Raw genomic sequence first — 17814 nt, forward strand, 5'->3', positions numbered from 1 at the left:
CCGGATGAACGGCGAGCCCGAAATCTGGTTCTACCACCTGGAGCGGTCCACGCTGGATCAGGTGCTGCCGACCCTGCTCGAGAAGACGCTTGAGCGGGGCTGGCGCGCCATGGTGAAGTCGTCGCATTCCCATCGTCTGGACGATGTGGACGAACTGCTCTGGACGTTTCGCGAAGACAGCTTTCTGCCGCACGGCCGGGCCGATCAGCCCCATGCCGACCGTCAGCCCGTGCTGTTGAGCGAGACAGGGGAGAACCTGAACGGCGCTCAGGCGCTGTTCATTTTCGACGATGCAGACATGGGCGCAACGGAAGGGTTCGAACGATGCTTCATAATTTTCGACGGGCGGGACGAACCGGCGTTGCAGCACGCCCGCAGCCGCTGGAAGACGCTGAAGGATCAGGGCGCCAATCTGGCCTATTGGAAACAGTCGGACGAAGGGCGCTGGGAAAAGGCGGCCTGATCGCGCTGGGCCTGCTGGCGGCCTGTTCGACGCCGGTGTCCGAGGCGCCCGCCCCACGCGCGGTCGAGCAGGCGCAGTTGAACCCGCCTGTCGGCAGCCGGATGCCGACCGGGCAGACGCAAGACTTCTGTAAGGCTGGCGAGATGCAATATCTGGTCGGCAAGTCGCGCACCGAGATTCCCGTGCCCGTCGAGGTGGTCAATCGCCGCGTGACCTGTACGACCTGCCCGGTGCAACAGGACTTTTCGGCCTATCGCCTGAACATCTTCTACAATGCGCAGACCGGCATCATCGAACAGGTTCGCTGCGGCTGAGCCGACATGGAAGGGACGGATCATGAAACTCATCGCTAGCACGCTGTTCGCAGCCGGCGCCTTTGCGCTTTCGGCCTGCGCCCCGACTCAGACCGCGACGCCGCCGACGAACGGATCGGAACCCGCCTTCAAGGCGTGCAAGGTCGAGGACTATCAAAGCTACGTCGGGCGTAATCGCTCTACCATTCCGACCGCGCCGAGCGGCCAGACCTTCCGCGTCCTGTGCACCACCTGCGCGGCGACGATGGACTATCGCGAGAACCGGGTGAACTTCGTGTTCGATGAGGCCACCAACATCGTCAAGCAGGTGAAGTGCGGCTGACGCCTTATCGGCCGACCGTATCGCCTGGCCACAGCGGCTTGCTGAACCGGTCGGCTAGATAGTCCATAAGGGCCGTGACCCGCGCGGGTCTCGGGCCGCTGTTGGGCGCGACCAGGTGAAGGGCGATGGGCGGCAGGCTCCAGTCGGTCATGACCGTCTCCAGATGGCCGCCCGCGACATCCCTCCAGTAGATGAAGTCCGGTTGGGGGAAGATGCCCAGCCCCGCCCACAGCGACGCCGTGAGGGCGTCCGAGTTGTTGGCTCGCAACGGTCCCTGCGGCCGCACCAAGACCTCTTCACCCGCCGCGTTGCTGAACCGCCAGATGTCGGGCGTCGGCATATAGGCGTAGCAGAGACAGGCGTGGCGGTTCAGATCGTTCGGGTGGCTAGGCCTTCCCCGCTGCGCCAGATAGGTGGGCGAGGCGACCAGAGCGCGTTTAACCGGCCTCAGCTTGCGCGCCGTCAGCGAGGAATCGGGCAGGGCGGCGATCCGCAGGGCGCAGTCGAAGCCGCCTCCGACAAGATCAATCACCTCGTCCGCCAGATGCAGGTCGATCGAGATGTCTGGGTTGGTCGCCAGGAACTCGGGCAGGGCGGGGGCCACATAGGCCATGCCGAAGGACATGGGCGCGGCCAGTCGCACCAGTCCGCGGGGCGTCACCGACATGTCCAGCGCCTCCGACACCGCCCCTTCCGCCTCGGCCAGCATATGGGCCGCGCGTCCCGCCAGGGTCCGGCCTGTGTCCGTCAGGGCGAACCGGCGCGAGGTCCGGTGAAGAAGGGTGGTCTGAAGCTGCTGCTCCAGCCGAGTCACCGCCTTGGACACAGTGGCCTTGGACAGGGACAGGCTTTCAGCCGCGCCTGAGAAGGACTGGGTTTCCGCCACCTTGGCGAAGATAGCCAGGGCTTCCAGATCGGGCAGTCGTGACATGCTGCGGCCTATGCGAAGGGAAACAATGAGTTTCGTTGGTTTCTATTTCTGTTCGGTCGCCGATCTCTATCTTGTCGTCAAGCAAAGGCGTCGGACGGTTCCGACGCGAAAGGACCCCACCGATGATCGAGCGCAGACCGTTTGAATCCCTTGGCGGCGCCAACCACGGCTGGCTGAACGCCAAACACCATTTCTCCTTCGCCAACTACTACGATCCGAACCGTATGAGCTGGGGCAATCTGCGTGTCTGGAACGACGACGAGATCGCCTCCGGCACCGGTTTTCCCCCCCATCCCCATGCCGACATGGAGATCATCACCTATGTCCGCGACGGCGCCATCAGCCACGAGGACAGCCTGGGCAACAAGGGCCGCACGGTTGCGGGCGATGTCCAGGTGATGAGCGCCGGCACCGGCATCCGCCATGCGGAGTACAATGCCGAGCCTGAGCTGACGCGAATCTTCCAGATCTGGATCGAACCGACGCGGCGCGGTGATGCGCCCAGCTAGGGCGCCAAGCCCTTCCCGAAAGGTGAGCGGGCCGGGCAGTTCGTAGTCCTGGCGTCCGGCTTCGACGGCGATGACGACGCCCTTCCGATCCGCACCGATGCGCGGATCGTGGCGGCGACCCTGAATGCGGGCGACAGCGCCAACTATCCGCTAGGCGCGGCGCGTCGCGCCTATCTGGTGCCGGCCAAGGGCGAGGTCGAGGTCAATGGCGTTCGCCTGAATGCGCGCGACGGCGCCGCCATCGCCCAGGAAGACGTCATCACGGTCAAGGCCCTGTCGGATGCCGAGATCGTGTTGGTGGACGCGGCCTGATTTTCGGATCAAGCTTCACGGTCGGACCTCGGTCCGGCCGTGAAATCCGCATCGCGCCAACGCATGCAAACGGGAGGAAAGACAATGTTCAGCCAAGCAAGCGCATGGTCGGCGAGAGCCTTGGCGGCGCTACGGATCGTCGCCGGTCTGCTGTTTCTCGCCCACGGCCTGGTCAAGCTGTTCGGCTTCCCGGCGGGCGCCGAACCCGGCCAGCAGGACCTGCTTTCCCTGTTCGGCATCGGCGGAGCCATCGAGCTGGTGACGGGCGTGCTTCTGGTGCTGGGTCTGTTCACCCGACCTGCGGCCTTCATCGCCTCGGGTCAGATGGCGGTGGCCTATTGGATGTTCCACTTCCCCCGGGACCCGATGCCGGCGGTGAATGGCGGCGATGCGGCCATCCTGTTCTGCCTTGTCTTCCTCTACGTCTTCACCGCCGGGCCGGGCGCCTGGAGCCTGGACGAGCGCGGCTCCAGACGGTTTTGATCCCGCAAGCGAAAGGGCCGCCCCGTGATCGACGGGGCGGCCCTGGTTCTCTGACCTGAGATCGGCTTCAGGCGGTCGCGGCCCAGTCGGTGGCGCGCACCAGGCTGTCGACGATGCCCGGCTCGGACGATGCGTGACCGGCGTCATCGACGATATTCAGATGCGCCTCGGGCCAGGCGCGGTGCAGGGCCCAGGCGCCGGAAATCGGCGTGACCACGTCGAACCGACCCTGGGCGATCCAGCACGGAATATGCCGCATCCGGTCCACATTCTTCAGGATCCAGCCGTCCTCCTCGAAGAAGCCGGCGTTGGTGAAGAACCAATTCTCGATCCGTGCGAAGGCCACGGCGAACTCCGGCTCGGCGAACTTCTCGGGCCGGGCGTTGGGGCCTTCCACGCTGACGGTCTCGCCCTCCCAGCTTGACCAGGCGACGGCGCACCGCTCGCGTTCCGCCACGTCGTCGCCGATCAGTCGTTTGTAATAGGCCGCCATCAGGTCGCCGCGCTCGGCCTCGGGGATCGGCTCCAGGAACCTTTCCCAAGCGTCGGGGAACATCATCGAGGCGCCGTCCTGATAGAACCAGTGCAACTCCTTCTTCGTCAGCAGGAAGATGCCGCGCAGGACCAGCGCCCTGACCCGCTCGGGGTGGGTGATGGCGTAGGCCATCGACAGCGTCGAACCCCACGATCCGCCAAACACCACCCATTTCTCGACGCCGCACAGAATTCGCAGCCGTTCGATGTCCGCGATCAGGGTCCAAGTGGTGTTGTCCTCCAGCGAGGCGTGGGGGCGCGACAGGCCGCAACCGCGCTGATCGAACATGATGATGCGATAGACGGCCGGATCGAAGAACCGGCGCATTCCCGGATTGACGGCGCCGCCTGGGCCGCCATGCAGCACGATGACCGGCACGCCGTGCGGATTGCCGGATTCCTCATAGTAGATTTCGTGCACGCCCTCGGTCCTCATCCAGCCGGAGGCATAGGCCTCAACCTCGGGATAGAGGATGCGACGCGGATCAGCGGGCGCGGGGAAGGCCATGCAGGGGTCTTTCTACTCGGACGAAACGGTCAGGAACGAAGGGCGGCGAAGGCGAGGCACAGCCATCCGGCGATCATCAGCGCCCCGCCGATGGGGGCGATCACGCCGAAGGCCGGCACGCCGAGGAAGGCGATCAGCAGCAGGGACAAACAGAAGACCAGACCCCCGACGGACGCGAGCCAGCCGGCCACGGACGTCAACCGCCCGCCCGCTTGCCATTGAACGGCGGCGACCGCCAGAACCGCATGGATCAACTGATACTGGGCGCCGGTGGTCAGCAGGGTCTTGATCTGCGGCCCCGCGCCATGCGCGGCGAAGGCCCCGACGGCGACCGCCATGGCGCCGTTCAGGGCGGCGAAGAGGATCAGTTTGCGACTCACGATCATCTGGCCAACCTAGACCGTAGATCGACCCCTGTCTTTCGCTCGTTCACCCGGCGCGGGGCAGGGGCGTCAGGTGGCTGGCCATGGCCGAGGCGGCGGCCTTGACGCCCTTGCGCACGGCGGCCTCATTGGCGGGGGCAGGTGCGCGCAGCAGGCCGATGGAGGGCGTCAAGGGCCCATCCGGCAGATCGGCCAGCACCCGGTAGAGCAGATAGGAACCGGCGTCCTCTTCCGCCTCGGACGAAGCGTCGGCTTCAAGACCCGCAGCGGTCAGGGCGCGCACGATGTCGGCGACCGGCGCCGTGGCGCGGGCGACGCCGGGGCCGGTGCTGGACAGGCGATGCTTGTGATCCAGCGTCCGGTTTTCGGCCCGCATCTGGACCCGGAAGCCTTGACCCTTGTGCGTGCGGCCCACCAGCAGGACGGCGCGGCAGTCGCCGCTGCCCAGATGCGCCGCCAGGGTCGAGGCCAGGGCGTCGGGATCGTTGCCGACGATGGGCACGGCGCGTGCGCCCGCCGGGCTCCAGATTTCGCCGGAAAGGTCCTCGACCAAATCCCAGCCCGTGTCCTCGCCCTCATAGGCGCAGATGATGATGCCGGGGCGGCGGTCGCCGTTTCGGGTGTCGGCGTCCGCCGCCCTGTCCATTTCACTCATCGTGCCGGCCATCGCCATGCCCATGACAGTTCGGTGACCCGCAAGTGGCGGCAACTGGAGGGCATCGTCAAGTCCCGTCGCTCCCTAGCCCAGATCGCCGACAGCGGCGTCCAGCAGCATGAAGGCGCGTCCGGCGTCCGACGCCAGGGCGGTCTGAACCGCCGCCGCATCGCCCGCGCGGGCCGAAGCAGCCAGGCCGCCCGCGAAATGGCGCACATAGCGTTCGGCGTCGGCGCGCAGTTCGGCGTCGCTGAGCACCCGGCGCGACACGCTGCGAACGGCGGCCGGCGCCACGCGGCGCACGATCTGGCGGCCGCCGTCCGGGTCGCCCTTGCCGATGGCGCGCGCCGCTTCCTCGACACGGGAGCGCGGGAGAAGGGCGTTGGGATCGACGCCCATACGGCGAATGGCGGCCATCACCCGCTCGGACAGGGCCTCGGCCTCTGCCGGCGTGGGGCCGGCCGCCGCAGCGGGAGTGTCCAGGTTCAGGGGCGGCTCGTCACCGTCATCCTGGGCGACCAGGTCGCTCCAGTCCAGGCGTTCGTCGGCCACGGGACGCGGGGTTTCGGTCGGCTCAAGCCGCAAGCGGCTGCGTAGACCGAACTTGCGCTCTTCGACAGGCTGCGGAACCGGCGTCCGAGCAGCACGCGGTTCGACGCGTTCGGGTTCGGGGGGCGCCTCGCGACGACGGGCAGGGGAGGCGTCGCCGGACACGACGCCCATGAGCCGAACGGCCTCGGTCAGCATGTCGTAGTTGCGGCGCACCCGCTCCTGGAAGCCCAGATCCAGGGCCTCGGTGTCCTCGGCGGCCTTGCGCGAGGCGGCGGACAGCGACGCCAGGCCGTCCTCGACCGTCGCGCGCACGGCCTCGGCGCGAACACGGGCTTCCTGGGGCAGGCGGGCGGCGCGCTCGTCGATGTCCGCGACGGCGGTGTCGATCTCGGACAGGGCCTCGTTCAGGCGGCCGACCAGGGTCTCCAGGCGATTGACCATCCGCTCGCCGGCCTCCTCGACCATGCCGGACGTTTCGCTCACGATGCGGCGCGCGTCCTCGATACGGGCGTCGGCGGCGTTATCGGCCTTCTGCGCCGCATCGAACAGGGTTTCGCCCAGGCGGTCGGCGCGCAGACGGGCCTGTTCGGCGGCGTCGGCGGCGGCGGCGCGGGAGTCCTCAGCGGTGGCGCGCATCTGCTCCAGGGCGCGGCGCGTCTCCTCCATCAGAGCGTCGCGGGCCTCAGCGGCCAAGGCCTCGAAGCGGTCCAGCGCGACCTTGGTGGCGGAATCGAAACCGTCAGCCTCGCGCTGAGACATGTCCACCAAGGCGCGGAACTGGTCGGCGGCGGCCTCGACCAGATCGCGCAGGGCGTCGACCGAGGTCTGGGCCGTGCGGTCCAGGTCGCCGGCGGCGCTGCGGGTCGCGGACAGATGTTCGATCAACTGGGCGCGCTGGCTCTCGACCTGGGCGGAGAAATCCTCCTGATCGGTGCGCAGCGCATAGGCGGCGGTGACCAGCGAGGCGCGTTGTTGGCCCAGGCCCTCTTCGACCGACTGAATCTGTTCGGCCACGCCAGAGCCGGCGTTCTCCAGCCGGATCGTCTGGCGGGCCAGATCGTCCGCCGCGACGCGAGCGGCGTCCTGGGCCTCGCCGGCGGCGGCCGCCAGATCGGCGGCGCGGGCGGCGAGCGCGGCCTCGGCCTCGCGCAACTGGGCCTGGGCCAGGTCCGAGGCGTCGGCGACCATGCGCGACTGGCGTTCGACCGCGTCGATCACCCCGGTCGCCTGAGTGTCCAAGTGAAGGCCAAGCGTCTGCATATGATCGCGTTCGCGACCCAGGTTCTCAGCCAGGCGACGAGCGGTGCGGCCGGCGTTGTCAGCCGCCTCGTTAAGGCGCGCCGTCTCCTCGGCCAAGGCTTCGCGCAGCAGGGCCATGTCGGCGCGCGCCCGCTCGGCCGCCAGGGCGGCGTGGTCGATGTCGGATCGCAGGGATTGAAGCACGTCGCCGGTCTGCTGGGCGGCCAGCGCCGTCGGGGCCACCAGCGCCTCGGCCAGTTGCCGCGCGCGACGGGTCTCGGCCGCCAGTCCCGCACCTTGCCGCACGGCATGGGCCAGCATGATGGCCAAGCCTGCCGGGGCCAAGGCGATCAGGGCGTAGATGGCGATCCGCAACGGGTCCAACTCGGCCCCGCCGGCCCCGAACTCATAGGCGGCCCAGGAGGCGACCCCGCCGATCCAAAGGGCTGAGGCGATGCCGGCGATCAGATAGGCGTGGCGGCCGGACGGCTCGCTGGCGCGCTTGGTTGCGAGCGGCTTCACGGCTGGAGGCGACGACAGTTCGAACGGGGCCGGGGGCTTGCCGGTCGCGACGGCCAACTCGACCTCGGCGGTCAGTTCGGGCGATGGCGCGTGCTGGGCCTTAGCGGCGCGTTCTTCGGCCAGACGCTGTTCTTCCAGCAGGCGACGACGACGCCGTTCGGACATCGGTCTTTCGAACGTGGGCTGCACGATTTCCAGATCTGCGTCGGTCAACGGTTCTGGTTCGAAAGAAGCGTCGGCGACGGGCGTCTCCTCGATGGACGGCGCATCGACGGGCGCGACCACGTCCTCGTCGGTCAGCTTCAGCGGCGGCCGTTTGGGAGACTTCATCAGTTCAAAAACTCGATCTCTACGCAGGCGTCCGACAGCGCCGTCCAGACCCTAGAACAGGAATGAGGCAGACGGAACCTGCTGGCGCGCGTAAGCTGTCGATCACCGACGAACAGGCCGCTATGTCAGCAGCCGCGACTGCTCTCGACCATGACCGTGGACGAAGCGGCGCCGTCGCGACACTCGGCCACGCGATGGACCTCGCGGTCGGAATGGTTGGTGGTGTGCGTGTCCACGCCGAACTGCGACAGGACGGCTGCGGCCAGCAAAGCGATGAAGCCGGCGATCAGTTCGACCAGCGCCTGCATTCCACCCTCCCTCGCGGCCTGAATGGCCATGCGCCTTATGCCTCAGATCGGCGAACGTCACAATCCCGCCTTAAGGCCTGCGTTCTGAAAGATTGACCCGACGCCAAGCGCATGAAACGGAGAACCTAGGCGCTCCGACACCGTGTCACGCGAATCAGGCAGAGGGGTTGCATGGGGCAAGGCGGCGATAGTTACGACGGCAGTTTGCTGGAGCCGGGGCCGGGTCTGTGGACCTCGGCCGTCGCCCATCGGTTCTCCGTGCTTATGGAGAACGAGGCCTATTTCGACGCCCTATCCTCGGCCATCCAGAAGGCGGAACGGTCCATCGTCCTTCTGGGCTGGCAGTTCGATCCGCGCACCCATCTGGATCCCGAAACGCGGCCGGGCGACAAGAGCGCCGAGATCGGACGCCAGCTTAGACTGCTGGTCAAGAAGAAGCCCGATCTGGACGTGCGGCTGCTGATCTGGAAATCGCCCCTGCTGATCGCGGCGTCGCAGGGCTTCTATCCCCATCGCGCTCAGCGCTGGTTCCGCAAGCGGATGGTGGAGTTCCGTCTGGATTCGCCCGGCCCCATCGGCGCCTGCCACCATCAGAAGGTGGTGGTGATCGACGACAAGCTGGCCTTTTGCGGCGGGGGCGACATCTCGACCGACCGCTGGGACTCCGACGAACATCTGGACGGTGATCCGCGCCGCGCCCTGCCCAGCGGCGTCATCTGCAAGGCGCGGCACGAAGTGATGTCGGTTATGGACGGTCCGGCGGCGCGGGCGCTGGCCGATCTGGCGCGCGAACGCTGGTTCAAGGCGACGTGGGAACGCACCATTCCCGATCAGGTCGACGGCGATCCGTGGCCCGACGACGTTCCGGTCCAGATGACGGACGTGCCGGTCGGCATCGCCCGCACCGAGCCGAAATGGGCCGGTCGGCACGAGGTGCGCGAGAGCGAGGCCCTGCATCTGGAGTCCATTCGGCGCGCCAAACGGCTGATCTATCTGGAGAACCAGTATTTCACATCGCCGGTGATCGCCGCCGCTCTGGCGCAGCGTCTGGCCGAGCCGGACGGGCCGCAGATCATCGTCGTCTCAACCGCCAAGAGCCCCAGCTGGTTCGACAGCCTGACGATGGATACGGCCCGCGCTGAGGTGCTTTACCGGCTGGAGCAGGCGGACAAGTTCAACCGTTTCTTCGCCTTCGCCCCCCTGACCGAGGACGGCGACCGCATCATCGTCCACGCTAAGATGTCGATCATCGACGACCGGCTGATAAGGATCGGGTCCACCAATCTGAACAACCGTTCGATGGGCTTGGATACCGAATGCGACATCGCCGCCGAACCGACAGACGCGGCGGGGCGCGCGGCGATCACCGCCCACCGCCATCGCACCATCGCCCACTGGCTGGGCGTCGCGACCGAGGATTATGCGGCGGTGGAAGCGGTGTTCGGCTCGGTCGGCCAGGCGATCTGCAGCTTCGAGACGGATCGACTGAAGCCGCTGGGTTCGGAGCCGCCTACCCGCATCCAGCGGATGTTCGCGGAATGGCAGCTGGGCGATCCTACATCCTCCACCGACGCCTGGCGGCCCTGGAAGCGGCTGAACCGCTCGCACCGGACGCGACCGATCTCCGAAGGCGGTCAGGCGCCCGGCTGAACCACGTCGAAATCGACGATCAGCGGCAGATGATCCGACGCCACCCGCGCCAGCGGCGAAAAGGCCGAGCGCACTGCGCGTATCCGAATGTGCGGGCTGACGAAGCAGTGGTCGATACGGATGGCCGGAAAGGCCGAGGGGAAGGTCTTGACGCTGGGCTTGACGCCCAGTTGACGCTGGCAGTCTTCAAGAGTGCGGCACAGGGTCTGATAGGGACGGGTGATCGAGGTGGCGTTGAAGTCCCCCGCCAACAGGATCGGTCCGGCGCAGCCGCCCAGCCAGCCCGGCCCGATCAGGGCCGCCGCCTGCAGGCGCTGTTCGCGCGGGACCAGACCCAGATGGGTGTTGAAGACGTTCAGGGCCACACCGTCGATCTCGATCTCGGACCAGATGGCGCCGCGCGGCTCAAGCCCGGGAATGCCTGTGACGGTCGGCAGGGCGTCGGCGCGGATCAGCCGTTCAGGATGGGCGGTCAGGATGGCGTCGCCATACAGTTCCGCCTCGACCCGCATCGCCGGGTGAAAGCGCGAGGTCATGGCCAGACCATCGGCGATGGCGCGCGCCTGATCCACGCCATTGGTCCGCGACCGGCCTACATCCAGCTCTTGCAGGCAGACGATGTCCGGCTCGTATTCGCCGATGACGGCGACGATACGGTCGACATCGAGACGACGGTCTGTGCCGACGCAGCGGTGAACATTGTAGGTGAGAAGGCGGGGCATGGGGGGGCTATGGCGTCTGGCTTCGACGTGGGCCTAGGCCTTCTGGCCCCGGAATGCGACCCCGATACGACGATTCACAACAGGATCAGATGATCCGGCAACTCATTGGGATTGTCCGGTCGCGGCGGGAAGTGCCTGGCCAGCACCTGGCCGCACAGGGCGACGGCGGCTGAAAAGCCCTCGACCAGCCGGTCTTCGCGCAGTTCGCGGGTCAGGGCGTCCACCGCCTGAGCCCAGTCGGCTTCTTCCACCTCGGCGTGAATGGCTTCGTCAGCGATCAACTCGACCTGATGTTCGTCCAGGGCGGCGAAGATCAGGACGCCGGTGCGTTCGCGCGTGACATGGACGCCGTGGGCCAGGAACTGCTGCAGGGCCGCTTCTCGCACCCGTCCGCGTCGCACGCCGGCCGGCGTGGACAGGCGGCGCAGGGCGGGAATGCGGGTCAGCAGGAAGACGCTCACGAACACCACCGCCTGCGACAGGGCGTATATGGCCAGGGTCTGTCCGGTGCTCGCCGCCTCGGCCGCCCGATGCGCGGCCTCCCAGCCGCCGCCGGGCCAACGCAGGTCCAGAACGAAGGGGACGAAGACGATGGGAGCGATCAGGGCCGCGCCCGCCGCCCACGCCAGGCTGACGTCCAGATAGGACGAGACGCGCCGCGATACGACGCAGAAGATTTCGCCCGAGGTCTGGGCCTCGGCGCCGGCGATGGCCGCTGCGATGCGGGCGCGGTCGTTGTCCGTGATCTGCATCACCATCCTCCTGACGCGCCGCCGCCGCCGAAGCCGCCGCCGCCTCCGCCAAATCCACCCCCGCCGCCGAAGCCGCCGCCTCCGCCGCCCCAACCCCCGCCGCCGCGTCCTGAATCGCGCAGCGCCTCGGACGCCGCCCACAGCAGGACGGAGCCGACGCCGCTGCGCCGTCCGCGACCGGATCGCGCGGCGGCCAAGAACATGAACAGGAAGATGATCGCGACGATCACCAGAGGCGCGATGGAGCCGCCCTTGTCCTTGGCCTGTTCGTCCGCGACGGCCTGGGCGCGGGCCTGGGCTTCGGCGGGATCGAGCGACAGTTGCGCGATCAGCGCATCCACGCCCTTGACCACGCCGGTCTTGTAGTCGCCGTCGCGGAAGGACGGCAGGATGTCGTTGCGGATGACCTGGGAAGAGAAGGCGTCGGTCAGGATCGGCTCCAACCCATAGCCCACCTCGACCCGGACCTTGCGCTCATTGGGCGCGACGATCAGCATGGCGCCGTTGTCCTTTTCCTTCTGACCGATGCCCCAGGCGCGACCCAGCTGATAGCCGTAGTCCTCGATCTCCTGATCCTGGAGGCTGCTGACGGTCACGACGACAAGCTGGTCGGTGGTCGCGGCTTCCAGCGTCTGCAGCTTCTCGGTCAGGGCCTGTTCGGTCGCGGGATCGAGCAAACCAGCCTGATCAACCACGCGGCCGCTCAGGGGCGGAAAGTCGATCTTGGACTGCGCCATCGCCGGAACGGCGAACAGCAGCAGGACCGCCAGGCCGATCAACCAGCCGGCGACGTCGGTCGGACGTCGCCCCGGCGTGAGCAGGCGTGTCACTGGGCCGGCGGGGTGGAACCGGGCGCGACGGCGGGCGCGCCGCCGCCGGGTGCGGAGGCGTTGGACGGCGGGGCGTTCAGGTTGAAGTTGACCTGCGGCGCCGACTGGGCGGCGGCGGTCGCGGTGAACAGCTGCATCGGCTTGGACCCGCCATGCAGGGTCTTGGCCCAGATCACCTGCGGGAAGGTGCGCAGGGTGGTGTTGTAGTCGCGAACGGCCTCGTTGTAGTCGCGGCGCGCGATCTGGATGCGGTTTTCGGTGCCTTCCAGTTGCGATTGCAGGGTCAGGAAGTTCTGGTTGGCCTGAAGCTGAGGATAGGCCTCGACCGTGACCAGCAGGCGCGACAGCGCGCCCGACAGCTGGCCTTGCGCTTCCTGGTACTGCTGGAAGGCCTGCGGATTATCCAGATCGTCGGCCGAGACATTGACCGATGTGGCGCGGGCGCGGGCGTTGATCACGTCCGTCAGCGTCGTGCGTTCCTGGATCGCCGCGCCTTGGACCGTGGCGACCAGGTTCGGCACCAGGTCCGCACGCCGTTGATACTGGCTCTGCACATCGGCCCAGGCGGCCTCGGCGCGTTCCTGCTTGGTCGGAATGGTGTTGTAGCCGCATCCCGCTGCGGCCGGGGTGATCAACAGGGCGGCCGTTAAGGCCAGCGCACGCGCGTTAAGGCGAACCATGACATCTCCCTATCGGCGCAGATCGCCGTCGGGTCGAATATTGACCCGCCGCAGGAATGCATCAAGCGTCCAATGGCTCCGGTTGGAGATTGTTGATGCGGCAGGCGGCCGAATAGGTATTGGCCAGCAGGCAGGCGATGGTCATGGGGCCTACGCCGCCAGGAACCGGGGTGATGCGACCGGCGACCCCCGCAGCCGTCCTGGCCACGTCGCCGACGACACGGGTCTTGCCCTCCGCCGCCTTGGCCGGATCGGCGGACGGCACGCGGTTGATGCCCACGTCGATGACCGTGGCGCCGGGCTTGATCCAATCGTTCTGGATCATCTCGGGCCGTCCGACCGCCGCCACCAGAATATCGGCTTCGCGGCAAACCGCGGGCAGATCGTGGGTGCGCGAATGGGCGATGGTGACGGTGCAGCTTTCACCCAACAAAAGTTGCGCCATCGGCTTGCCGACGATGTTGGAGCGGCCCACCACCACGGCGTTCAGTCCCGACAGATCGCCCAACTGATCCTTCAGCAGCATCAGACAGCCCAGCGGCGTGCACGGAACCAGCCCCGGCAGGCCGACGGCCAGACGGCCCGCGTTCACGACATGAAACCCGTCCACGTCCTTGTCCGGGTCGATCGCGTCCAGCACCACGGTCGCGTCGATGTGGGCGGGCAGGGGCAACTGCACCAGAATGCCGTGAATGCCCGCATCGGCGTTCAACTGGGCGATCAGGGCCAGAAGCTCGTCCTGGCTGGTCGTTTCGGCCAGGCGGTGGGTGTCGGATCGCATCCCGGCGCGCAGGGTCGTCTCGCCCTTGTTGCGGACGTAGATCTGGCTGGCCGGATCCTCGCCGACGATGACGACCGCCAGGCCAGGCTTGACGCCGTGTTCGGCCCCCAGCCGCTCGACGGCGGCTGCCACCCGCTGGACCAGCGTCGCCGAAAAGGCCTTGCCGTCGATCAGGGTCGCGGGCGTGGATTCGGCTGACATGGCAGCTCCGTTTGGCGGGGAAATCAAGATGGTGGCGATTTACAGCCGCGCCGGTTCGGCGTCTATGATCCCGGTCCAAAGCTGGAGAAATTCATGAGCCGTCCCTCTCTCGCCGCCGCCGTCAGCCTGATCGCGTTGATCGGCGCCGCAAGTCACGCCCTGGCCCAGGAGGCCCAGCCGCTGCGGATCGGCGCCAGCGTCAGCGGAGCACTGACGGACGGCGACGCCAAGGCGGCGGACGACGAATATCGCTACGATGACTACCGTTTCCAGGCGCGCGCCGGCCAGCGACTAGAGGCCGTGCTGCGCTCCGACGCCTTCGACGCCTATCTGGCGATCTACGCCGATGGCGCGATGGACGAGGCGTTGGCCGAGGACGACGACGGCCTGGGCGACGGCACTAATGCGCGCCTGCGCTTCACGCCCGAGCGGGACGGCGTCTATGTGCTGAGGGCGCGCACGCTCAGCGGCCTGGACGGCGGCGACTATCGCCTGTCGCTGCAGGAACGTCCCCCCGCGCCCCGCGCCCCGCGCCCGACCGGCATCCGCGTCGGCGCGACGGTCAGCGGAGAACTGACGGACCATGATCCCGAGCAGGAGGACGGCGGACGCTATGACGCCTACGCCTTCCGAGCGGCGGCGGGCGACCGGTTCGTCATCACCCTGGACTCCAGCGACATCGATCCGCTGGTGCGGGTCGGCCGTATGAACGGCCCGGACTTCACCGAACTGGCCAACAACGACGACGCGCCCGGCGGCGGGCTGAACTCACGCCTCGTCTTCACGGCTCCGTCGGCCGGCGAGTACGTGATCCGAGCGACGGGCGTGGACGAACGCCTGGGTCGCTATGCGCTGGGGCTGGCCGAGGCGCCGCCCGCGCCGCCGTCCAAGCCCATCGCCGTCGGCGACGAGATCAAAGGCGAACTGGGCGACGACAGCGCCACCAACGACGATGGGCAGCGCGCCGACACCTACCGCTTCACCGGAACGGCCGGTCAGCGTGTCGCCATCGAAATGAAGTCCAGCGACTTCGACGCCTATCTGACGCTGCGCCGCGCCTCCGACGGCGGTCTGGTGGCCGAGGACGACGACGGCGCGGGCTCAGGCACCGACGCCCGCATCGGCCGCACCCTGGACGCGGCCGGCGACTACATCATCGAGGCGCGCGGTTTCAGCGACGAAGCCGAGGGCGACTATACGCTGAAACTGACCGAAACGGCGCCGCCGCCGCCTCCGACGCCGGCCGTATTCGGCCAGACGGCCGAGGGCGAGATCAGCGATGCGAGCCCCCAAGGGGACGATGGCAAACGCTATCACGCCTACGTCTTCACCGGGACCAAGGGGCAGCGCGTTCAGGCCATACTGCGCTCCGGCGACTTCGACGCCTATCTGGAGATCGGCAAGGCGGGCGAGGCCTTCGAGGCCTTGGCCAGCGACGACGACGGCTTGGCCGAGGGCACGGATTCACGCCTGACCTTCACCCTGCCGGAAGACGGCGACTATGTAGTGCGCGCCATGCCGCTGAGCGCAGAGGAGAAAGGGCTCTATTCCTTCGAACTGTCGGATCGCGGGCCCGAACCCAGACCCGGCAGCCTGCTGGTGGGGTCCACGGTGCGTGGCGTGCTGAAGGATACGTCGGCCCTGACGGACGAAGGCGCCTATTTCGACGCCTATCGGTTCCAGGCCAAGAAGGACGAGAAGCTGCGGCTGACCATGGTCTCCAACGCCTTCGACTCCTTTATCGACCTGGGCCGCCAGGACGACGACGGCGACTTTTCCAGCCTGGCCACCGACGATGACGGCCTGTCCGACGCTCACGCCAAGCTGGATTGGACGGCGCCCGACGACGGCTGGTATCTGGTGCGCGCCCGCGCCTATGGCGCAAATCAGACGGGCGCCTACGCCCTGACGGTGGAACGCCAGCCCGCGACGGGCGGCCGCAGCAGCGAAGCGCGGAGCCAGACGCCGTCCGAGTAGTCCCCTCATGAGCGACGCCGCCGCGCCCGACCGCAGGGAACAGCATCTGGACGTCGTTCTGGCGGGGCGGGCACGTCATGCGCGCGCCGCCGGTTTCGACCGGGTGCATTTCGTCCACGAGGCCTTGCCGGACCTTGATCACGACAAGATCGACCTGGGGGCCGACTTTCTGGGCCGGCGGCTGAAGGCGCCTCTGCTAATCTGCGCCATGACCGGCGGTCCCAGCCGGTCAGAGGCGATCAACGCCCGCCTGGCCGAGGCGGCCCAGCATCTGGGTGTCGCCTTGGCGGTGGGATTGCAGCGGGCGGCGATCAAGAACGACGACAGCGGGGGGCTGGACCGGACCCTGCGTCGTCGCGCCCCCGATACCGTCATCCTGTTCAGTATCGGCGCGGCCCAGCTGACGCGCGGCTTCGGATTGGACGAGGCGCGGCGGGCCATGGACATGATCGACGCCGACGCCTTGGTCGTTCATCTGAACCCCCTGCAGGAGGCCTGTCAGCCTGAGGGAGACCGTGACTGGTGGGGCGTGGGCGCGGCGCTGGAGGCGCTGATCCTGAAACTGGACGCCCCGGTGGTGGTCAAGGAGACGGGCGCGGGCCTGTCCGGCCGCACCGCCCGCCGGTTGATCGACATGGGCGCGGCGGCGGTAGAAGTGGCGGGCGCGGGCGGCACAAACTGGGCTCTGGTCGAGGGCGAACGGGCCTCGGACCCGTTCGATCAGGCGCACGCCGCCGTCTTCGCCGACTGGGGCGCGCCGACCGCCCAGGCCCTCGTCGATGTGCGGCGCGCCTGCCCGGAGGCCGTCATCATCGGTTCGGGCGGCGTTCGTGACGGAGTGGATGCCGCCAAGGCGATTCGGCTGGGCGCCGACATTGTGGGCCAGGCGGCGGGTGTTCTGGCGGCGGCCACGACTTCTTCGGAGGCGGTGGTCGAACATTTTCAGCAGGTGGTGCGCCAGCTGCGAACCGTCTGTTTCTGCACCGACTCCGCCAATCTGGCGGCGTTACGCCGCGCCCCCTTGCGACCCTTCGACTGATCGTGAGCGGTTGCCAAGCGCGCATCGGGTCGTGTAGAGCGCCGCCTCCTGTTGGGGAGTAGCTTCCGGCGTCGCATCGTCGGGATCGCGTCAACACACTCGCGCTTCGGCGCGTGGCGCGATCAGCGGACCACCGCCTAGCGAGACCAGCGTGTTCCACCGCCGCACCGGCCGGCGTGGGGACCGCTGTCGCTTGCCCGGTGGAGTATTTCGCATGACCCCAGGAGCCATTGCCGTTCTGTCCCTCAGCATGTCCACGGACGCCTTCGCGGCCGCCGTGGGGCGCGGTGCGTCGCACCGACCGACCGTGCCGGCCGCCGTCAAGGCGGGCCTGGTGTTCGGGATGATCGAGGCCATCACGCCGTTGATCGGCTGGGGGCTGGGGATCATCGCCGCCGGTCTGGTCGAGCGGATCGACCACTGGATCGCCTTCACCCTGCTGCTGATCGTGGGCGGAAAGATGATCTGGGAAGGCGCCAAGCCGCGCGACGGCGACGAGGACGCCGCCCCCCGTCGCTCGGGTCCGTGGGCCTTGATCGCCACCGCCATCGGCACCAGCATCGACGCGGCGGCGGTCGGCGTGGGCCTGGCCTTCATCGGCGCCAACATCTGGGTGATCGCCGCCTCGATCGGCTTCACCACCTTCGTCCTGACCACTATCGGCATGCTGATCGGCCGGGCCGTGGGCCTGAAGTTCGGCAAGGCGGCCGAGATCGTGGGCGGCGTGGCCCTGATCGGCCTGGGCACGATGATCCTTATGGAACACCTGGGCGTTCTGGGCGGCTGATCCAGGCGCCCAGGCGCCCAGGCGGGGCGG

The 17814-nt window shown here is 67.9% G+C and carries 19 protein-coding genes, 1 pseudogene and 1 riboswitch; of the genes and pseudogenes, 9 read left to right on the forward strand and 11 right to left on the reverse strand.

The window, feature by feature from the left end; genetic code table 11:
* The first annotated feature begins 4 nt into the window (after window positions 1-4).
* The 3 genes from KZX42_RS00465 to KZX42_RS00475 are packed head-to-tail and all read left to right on the forward strand — an operon-like array spanning window position 5 to window position 1099.
* Window positions 5-463 carry a DNA polymerase III subunit chi gene (locus KZX42_RS00465; RefSeq protein ID WP_248116069.1) on the forward strand — a complete coding sequence of 153 codons (459 nt, stop codon included), beginning with the start codon at window positions 5-7 and terminating at the stop codon, window positions 461-463.
* On the forward strand, window positions 421-777 hold the full coding sequence (locus KZX42_RS00470; RefSeq protein WP_248116071.1) for a DUF1996 domain-containing protein: 357 nt from the start codon (window positions 421-423) through the stop codon (window positions 775-777). Before KZX42_RS00465 ends, KZX42_RS00470 begins: the two co-directional genes overlap by 43 nt.
* Before the next feature lie 22 nt (window positions 778-799).
* Window positions 800-1099 (forward strand): hemolysin, encoded by a 300-nt coding sequence (locus tag KZX42_RS00475; protein WP_248116073.1) that lies wholly within the window; start codon window positions 800-802, stop codon window positions 1097-1099.
* 4 nt (window positions 1100-1103) lie between these two features.
* Here the strand turns inward: KZX42_RS00475 and KZX42_RS00480 are convergent, their stop codons facing one another.
* Window positions 1104-2030 carry a LysR family transcriptional regulator gene (locus KZX42_RS00480; RefSeq protein ID WP_248116075.1) on the reverse strand — a complete coding sequence of 309 codons (927 nt, stop codon included), beginning with the start codon at window positions 2028-2030 and terminating at the stop codon, window positions 1104-1106.
* A gap of 122 nt (window positions 2031-2152) precedes the next feature.
* Between KZX42_RS00480 and KZX42_RS00485 the strand changes: the two are divergent.
* Together KZX42_RS00485 and KZX42_RS00490 are read left to right on the forward strand one after the other, a co-directional pair.
* Window positions 2153-2851, forward strand: a pseudogene (locus KZX42_RS00485) (pirin family protein).
* A gap of 84 nt (window positions 2852-2935) precedes the next feature.
* A complete protein-coding gene (locus KZX42_RS00490; protein WP_248116077.1) occupies window positions 2936-3334 on the forward strand; it encodes a DoxX family protein in 399 nt (132 codons plus the stop codon).
* Between the two features lie 67 nt (window positions 3335-3401).
* Here KZX42_RS00490 and pip read toward each other — a convergent pair whose 3' ends face one another.
* The 5 genes from pip to KZX42_RS00515 all read right to left on the reverse strand — a co-directional run bounded on the left by pip (window position 3402) and on the right by KZX42_RS00515 (window position 8395).
* A complete protein-coding gene (pip, locus tag KZX42_RS00495) occupies window positions 3402-4376 on the reverse strand; it encodes a prolyl aminopeptidase (RefSeq protein WP_248116079.1) in 975 nt (324 codons plus the stop codon).
* Window positions 4377-4405: 29 nt separating this feature from the next.
* The gene (locus KZX42_RS00500; protein WP_248116081.1) at window positions 4406-4762 is read right to left on the reverse strand and encodes a DUF423 domain-containing protein; all 357 of its coding nucleotides are present in this window, start codon (window positions 4760-4762) and stop codon (window positions 4406-4408) included.
* A gap of 43 nt (window positions 4763-4805) precedes the next feature.
* Window positions 4806-5414 carry a hypothetical protein gene (locus KZX42_RS00505; RefSeq protein ID WP_248116083.1) on the reverse strand — a complete coding sequence of 203 codons (609 nt, stop codon included), beginning with the start codon at window positions 5412-5414 and terminating at the stop codon, window positions 4806-4808.
* 84 nt (window positions 5415-5498) lie between these two features.
* On the reverse strand, window positions 5499-8057 hold the full coding sequence (locus KZX42_RS00510) for a tipN (RefSeq protein WP_248116085.1): 2559 nt from the start codon (window positions 8055-8057) through the stop codon (window positions 5499-5501).
* Window positions 8058-8182: 125 nt separating this feature from the next.
* Window positions 8183-8395 (reverse strand): hypothetical protein, encoded by a 213-nt coding sequence (locus KZX42_RS00515; RefSeq protein ID WP_248116087.1) that lies wholly within the window; start codon window positions 8393-8395, stop codon window positions 8183-8185.
* A gap of 141 nt (window positions 8396-8536) precedes the next feature.
* Here KZX42_RS00515 and KZX42_RS00520 point away from each other — a divergent pair, with 141 nt between their 5' ends.
* Complete coding sequence (locus KZX42_RS00520) at window positions 8537-10015, forward strand: phospholipase D-like domain-containing protein (RefSeq protein WP_248116089.1); 1479 nt, start codon at window positions 8537-8539, stop codon at window positions 10013-10015.
* Here KZX42_RS00520 and KZX42_RS00525 read toward each other — a convergent pair.
* The 5 genes from KZX42_RS00525 to folD form a co-directional block, all read right to left on the reverse strand.
* Window positions 10000-10737 carry an endonuclease/exonuclease/phosphatase family protein gene (locus KZX42_RS00525; protein ID WP_248116091.1) on the reverse strand — a complete coding sequence of 246 codons (738 nt, stop codon included), beginning with the start codon at window positions 10735-10737 and terminating at the stop codon, window positions 10000-10002. The two genes, KZX42_RS00520 and KZX42_RS00525, sit on opposite strands and share 16 nt — an antisense overlap.
* A gap of 74 nt (window positions 10738-10811) precedes the next feature.
* The gene (locus KZX42_RS00530) at window positions 10812-11489 is read right to left on the reverse strand and encodes a TPM domain-containing protein (protein WP_248116093.1); all 678 of its coding nucleotides are present in this window, start codon (window positions 11487-11489) and stop codon (window positions 10812-10814) included.
* Window positions 11489-12226 carry a YgcG family protein gene (locus KZX42_RS00535; protein ID WP_248117232.1) on the reverse strand — a complete coding sequence of 246 codons (738 nt, stop codon included), beginning with the start codon at window positions 12224-12226 and terminating at the stop codon, window positions 11489-11491. The genes KZX42_RS00530 and KZX42_RS00535 overlap by 1 nt, the downstream gene beginning before the upstream one ends.
* 89 nt (window positions 12227-12315) lie before the next feature.
* Complete coding sequence (locus tag KZX42_RS00540) at window positions 12316-12999, reverse strand: LemA family protein (protein WP_248116096.1); 684 nt, start codon at window positions 12997-12999, stop codon at window positions 12316-12318.
* Between the two features lie 61 nt (window positions 13000-13060).
* Entirely contained in the window at window positions 13061-13981 is a 921-nt protein-coding gene (gene folD / locus KZX42_RS00545) for a bifunctional methylenetetrahydrofolate dehydrogenase/methenyltetrahydrofolate cyclohydrolase FolD (RefSeq protein WP_248116098.1), read from the reverse strand.
* Between the two features lie 93 nt (window positions 13982-14074).
* Between folD and KZX42_RS00550 the strand changes: the two genes are divergently transcribed.
* From KZX42_RS00550 to KZX42_RS00560, 3 genes are all read left to right on the forward strand, one after another.
* Window positions 14075-15958, forward strand: coding sequence for a PPC domain-containing protein (locus KZX42_RS00550; RefSeq protein ID WP_248116099.1), 1884 nt, complete (start codon window positions 14075-14077; stop codon window positions 15956-15958).
* Between the two features lie 7 nt (window positions 15959-15965).
* The gene (fni, locus tag KZX42_RS00555; RefSeq protein ID WP_248116101.1) at window positions 15966-16997 is read left to right on the forward strand and encodes a type 2 isopentenyl-diphosphate Delta-isomerase; all 1032 of its coding nucleotides are present in this window, start codon (window positions 15966-15968) and stop codon (window positions 16995-16997) included.
* A gap of 44 nt (window positions 16998-17041) precedes the next feature.
* Window positions 17042-17185: riboswitch (yybP-ykoY riboswitch) on the forward strand.
* A gap of 26 nt (window positions 17186-17211) precedes the next feature.
* A complete protein-coding gene (locus KZX42_RS00560; protein WP_248116103.1) occupies window positions 17212-17784 on the forward strand; it encodes a manganese efflux pump MntP family protein in 573 nt (190 codons plus the stop codon).
* Window positions 17785-17814: the final 30 nt, after the last annotated feature.

It is taken from the genome of Brevundimonas sp. EYE_349 (genome assembly GCF_023147505.1).
GTDB lineage: Bacteria > Pseudomonadota > Alphaproteobacteria > Caulobacterales > Caulobacteraceae > Brevundimonas.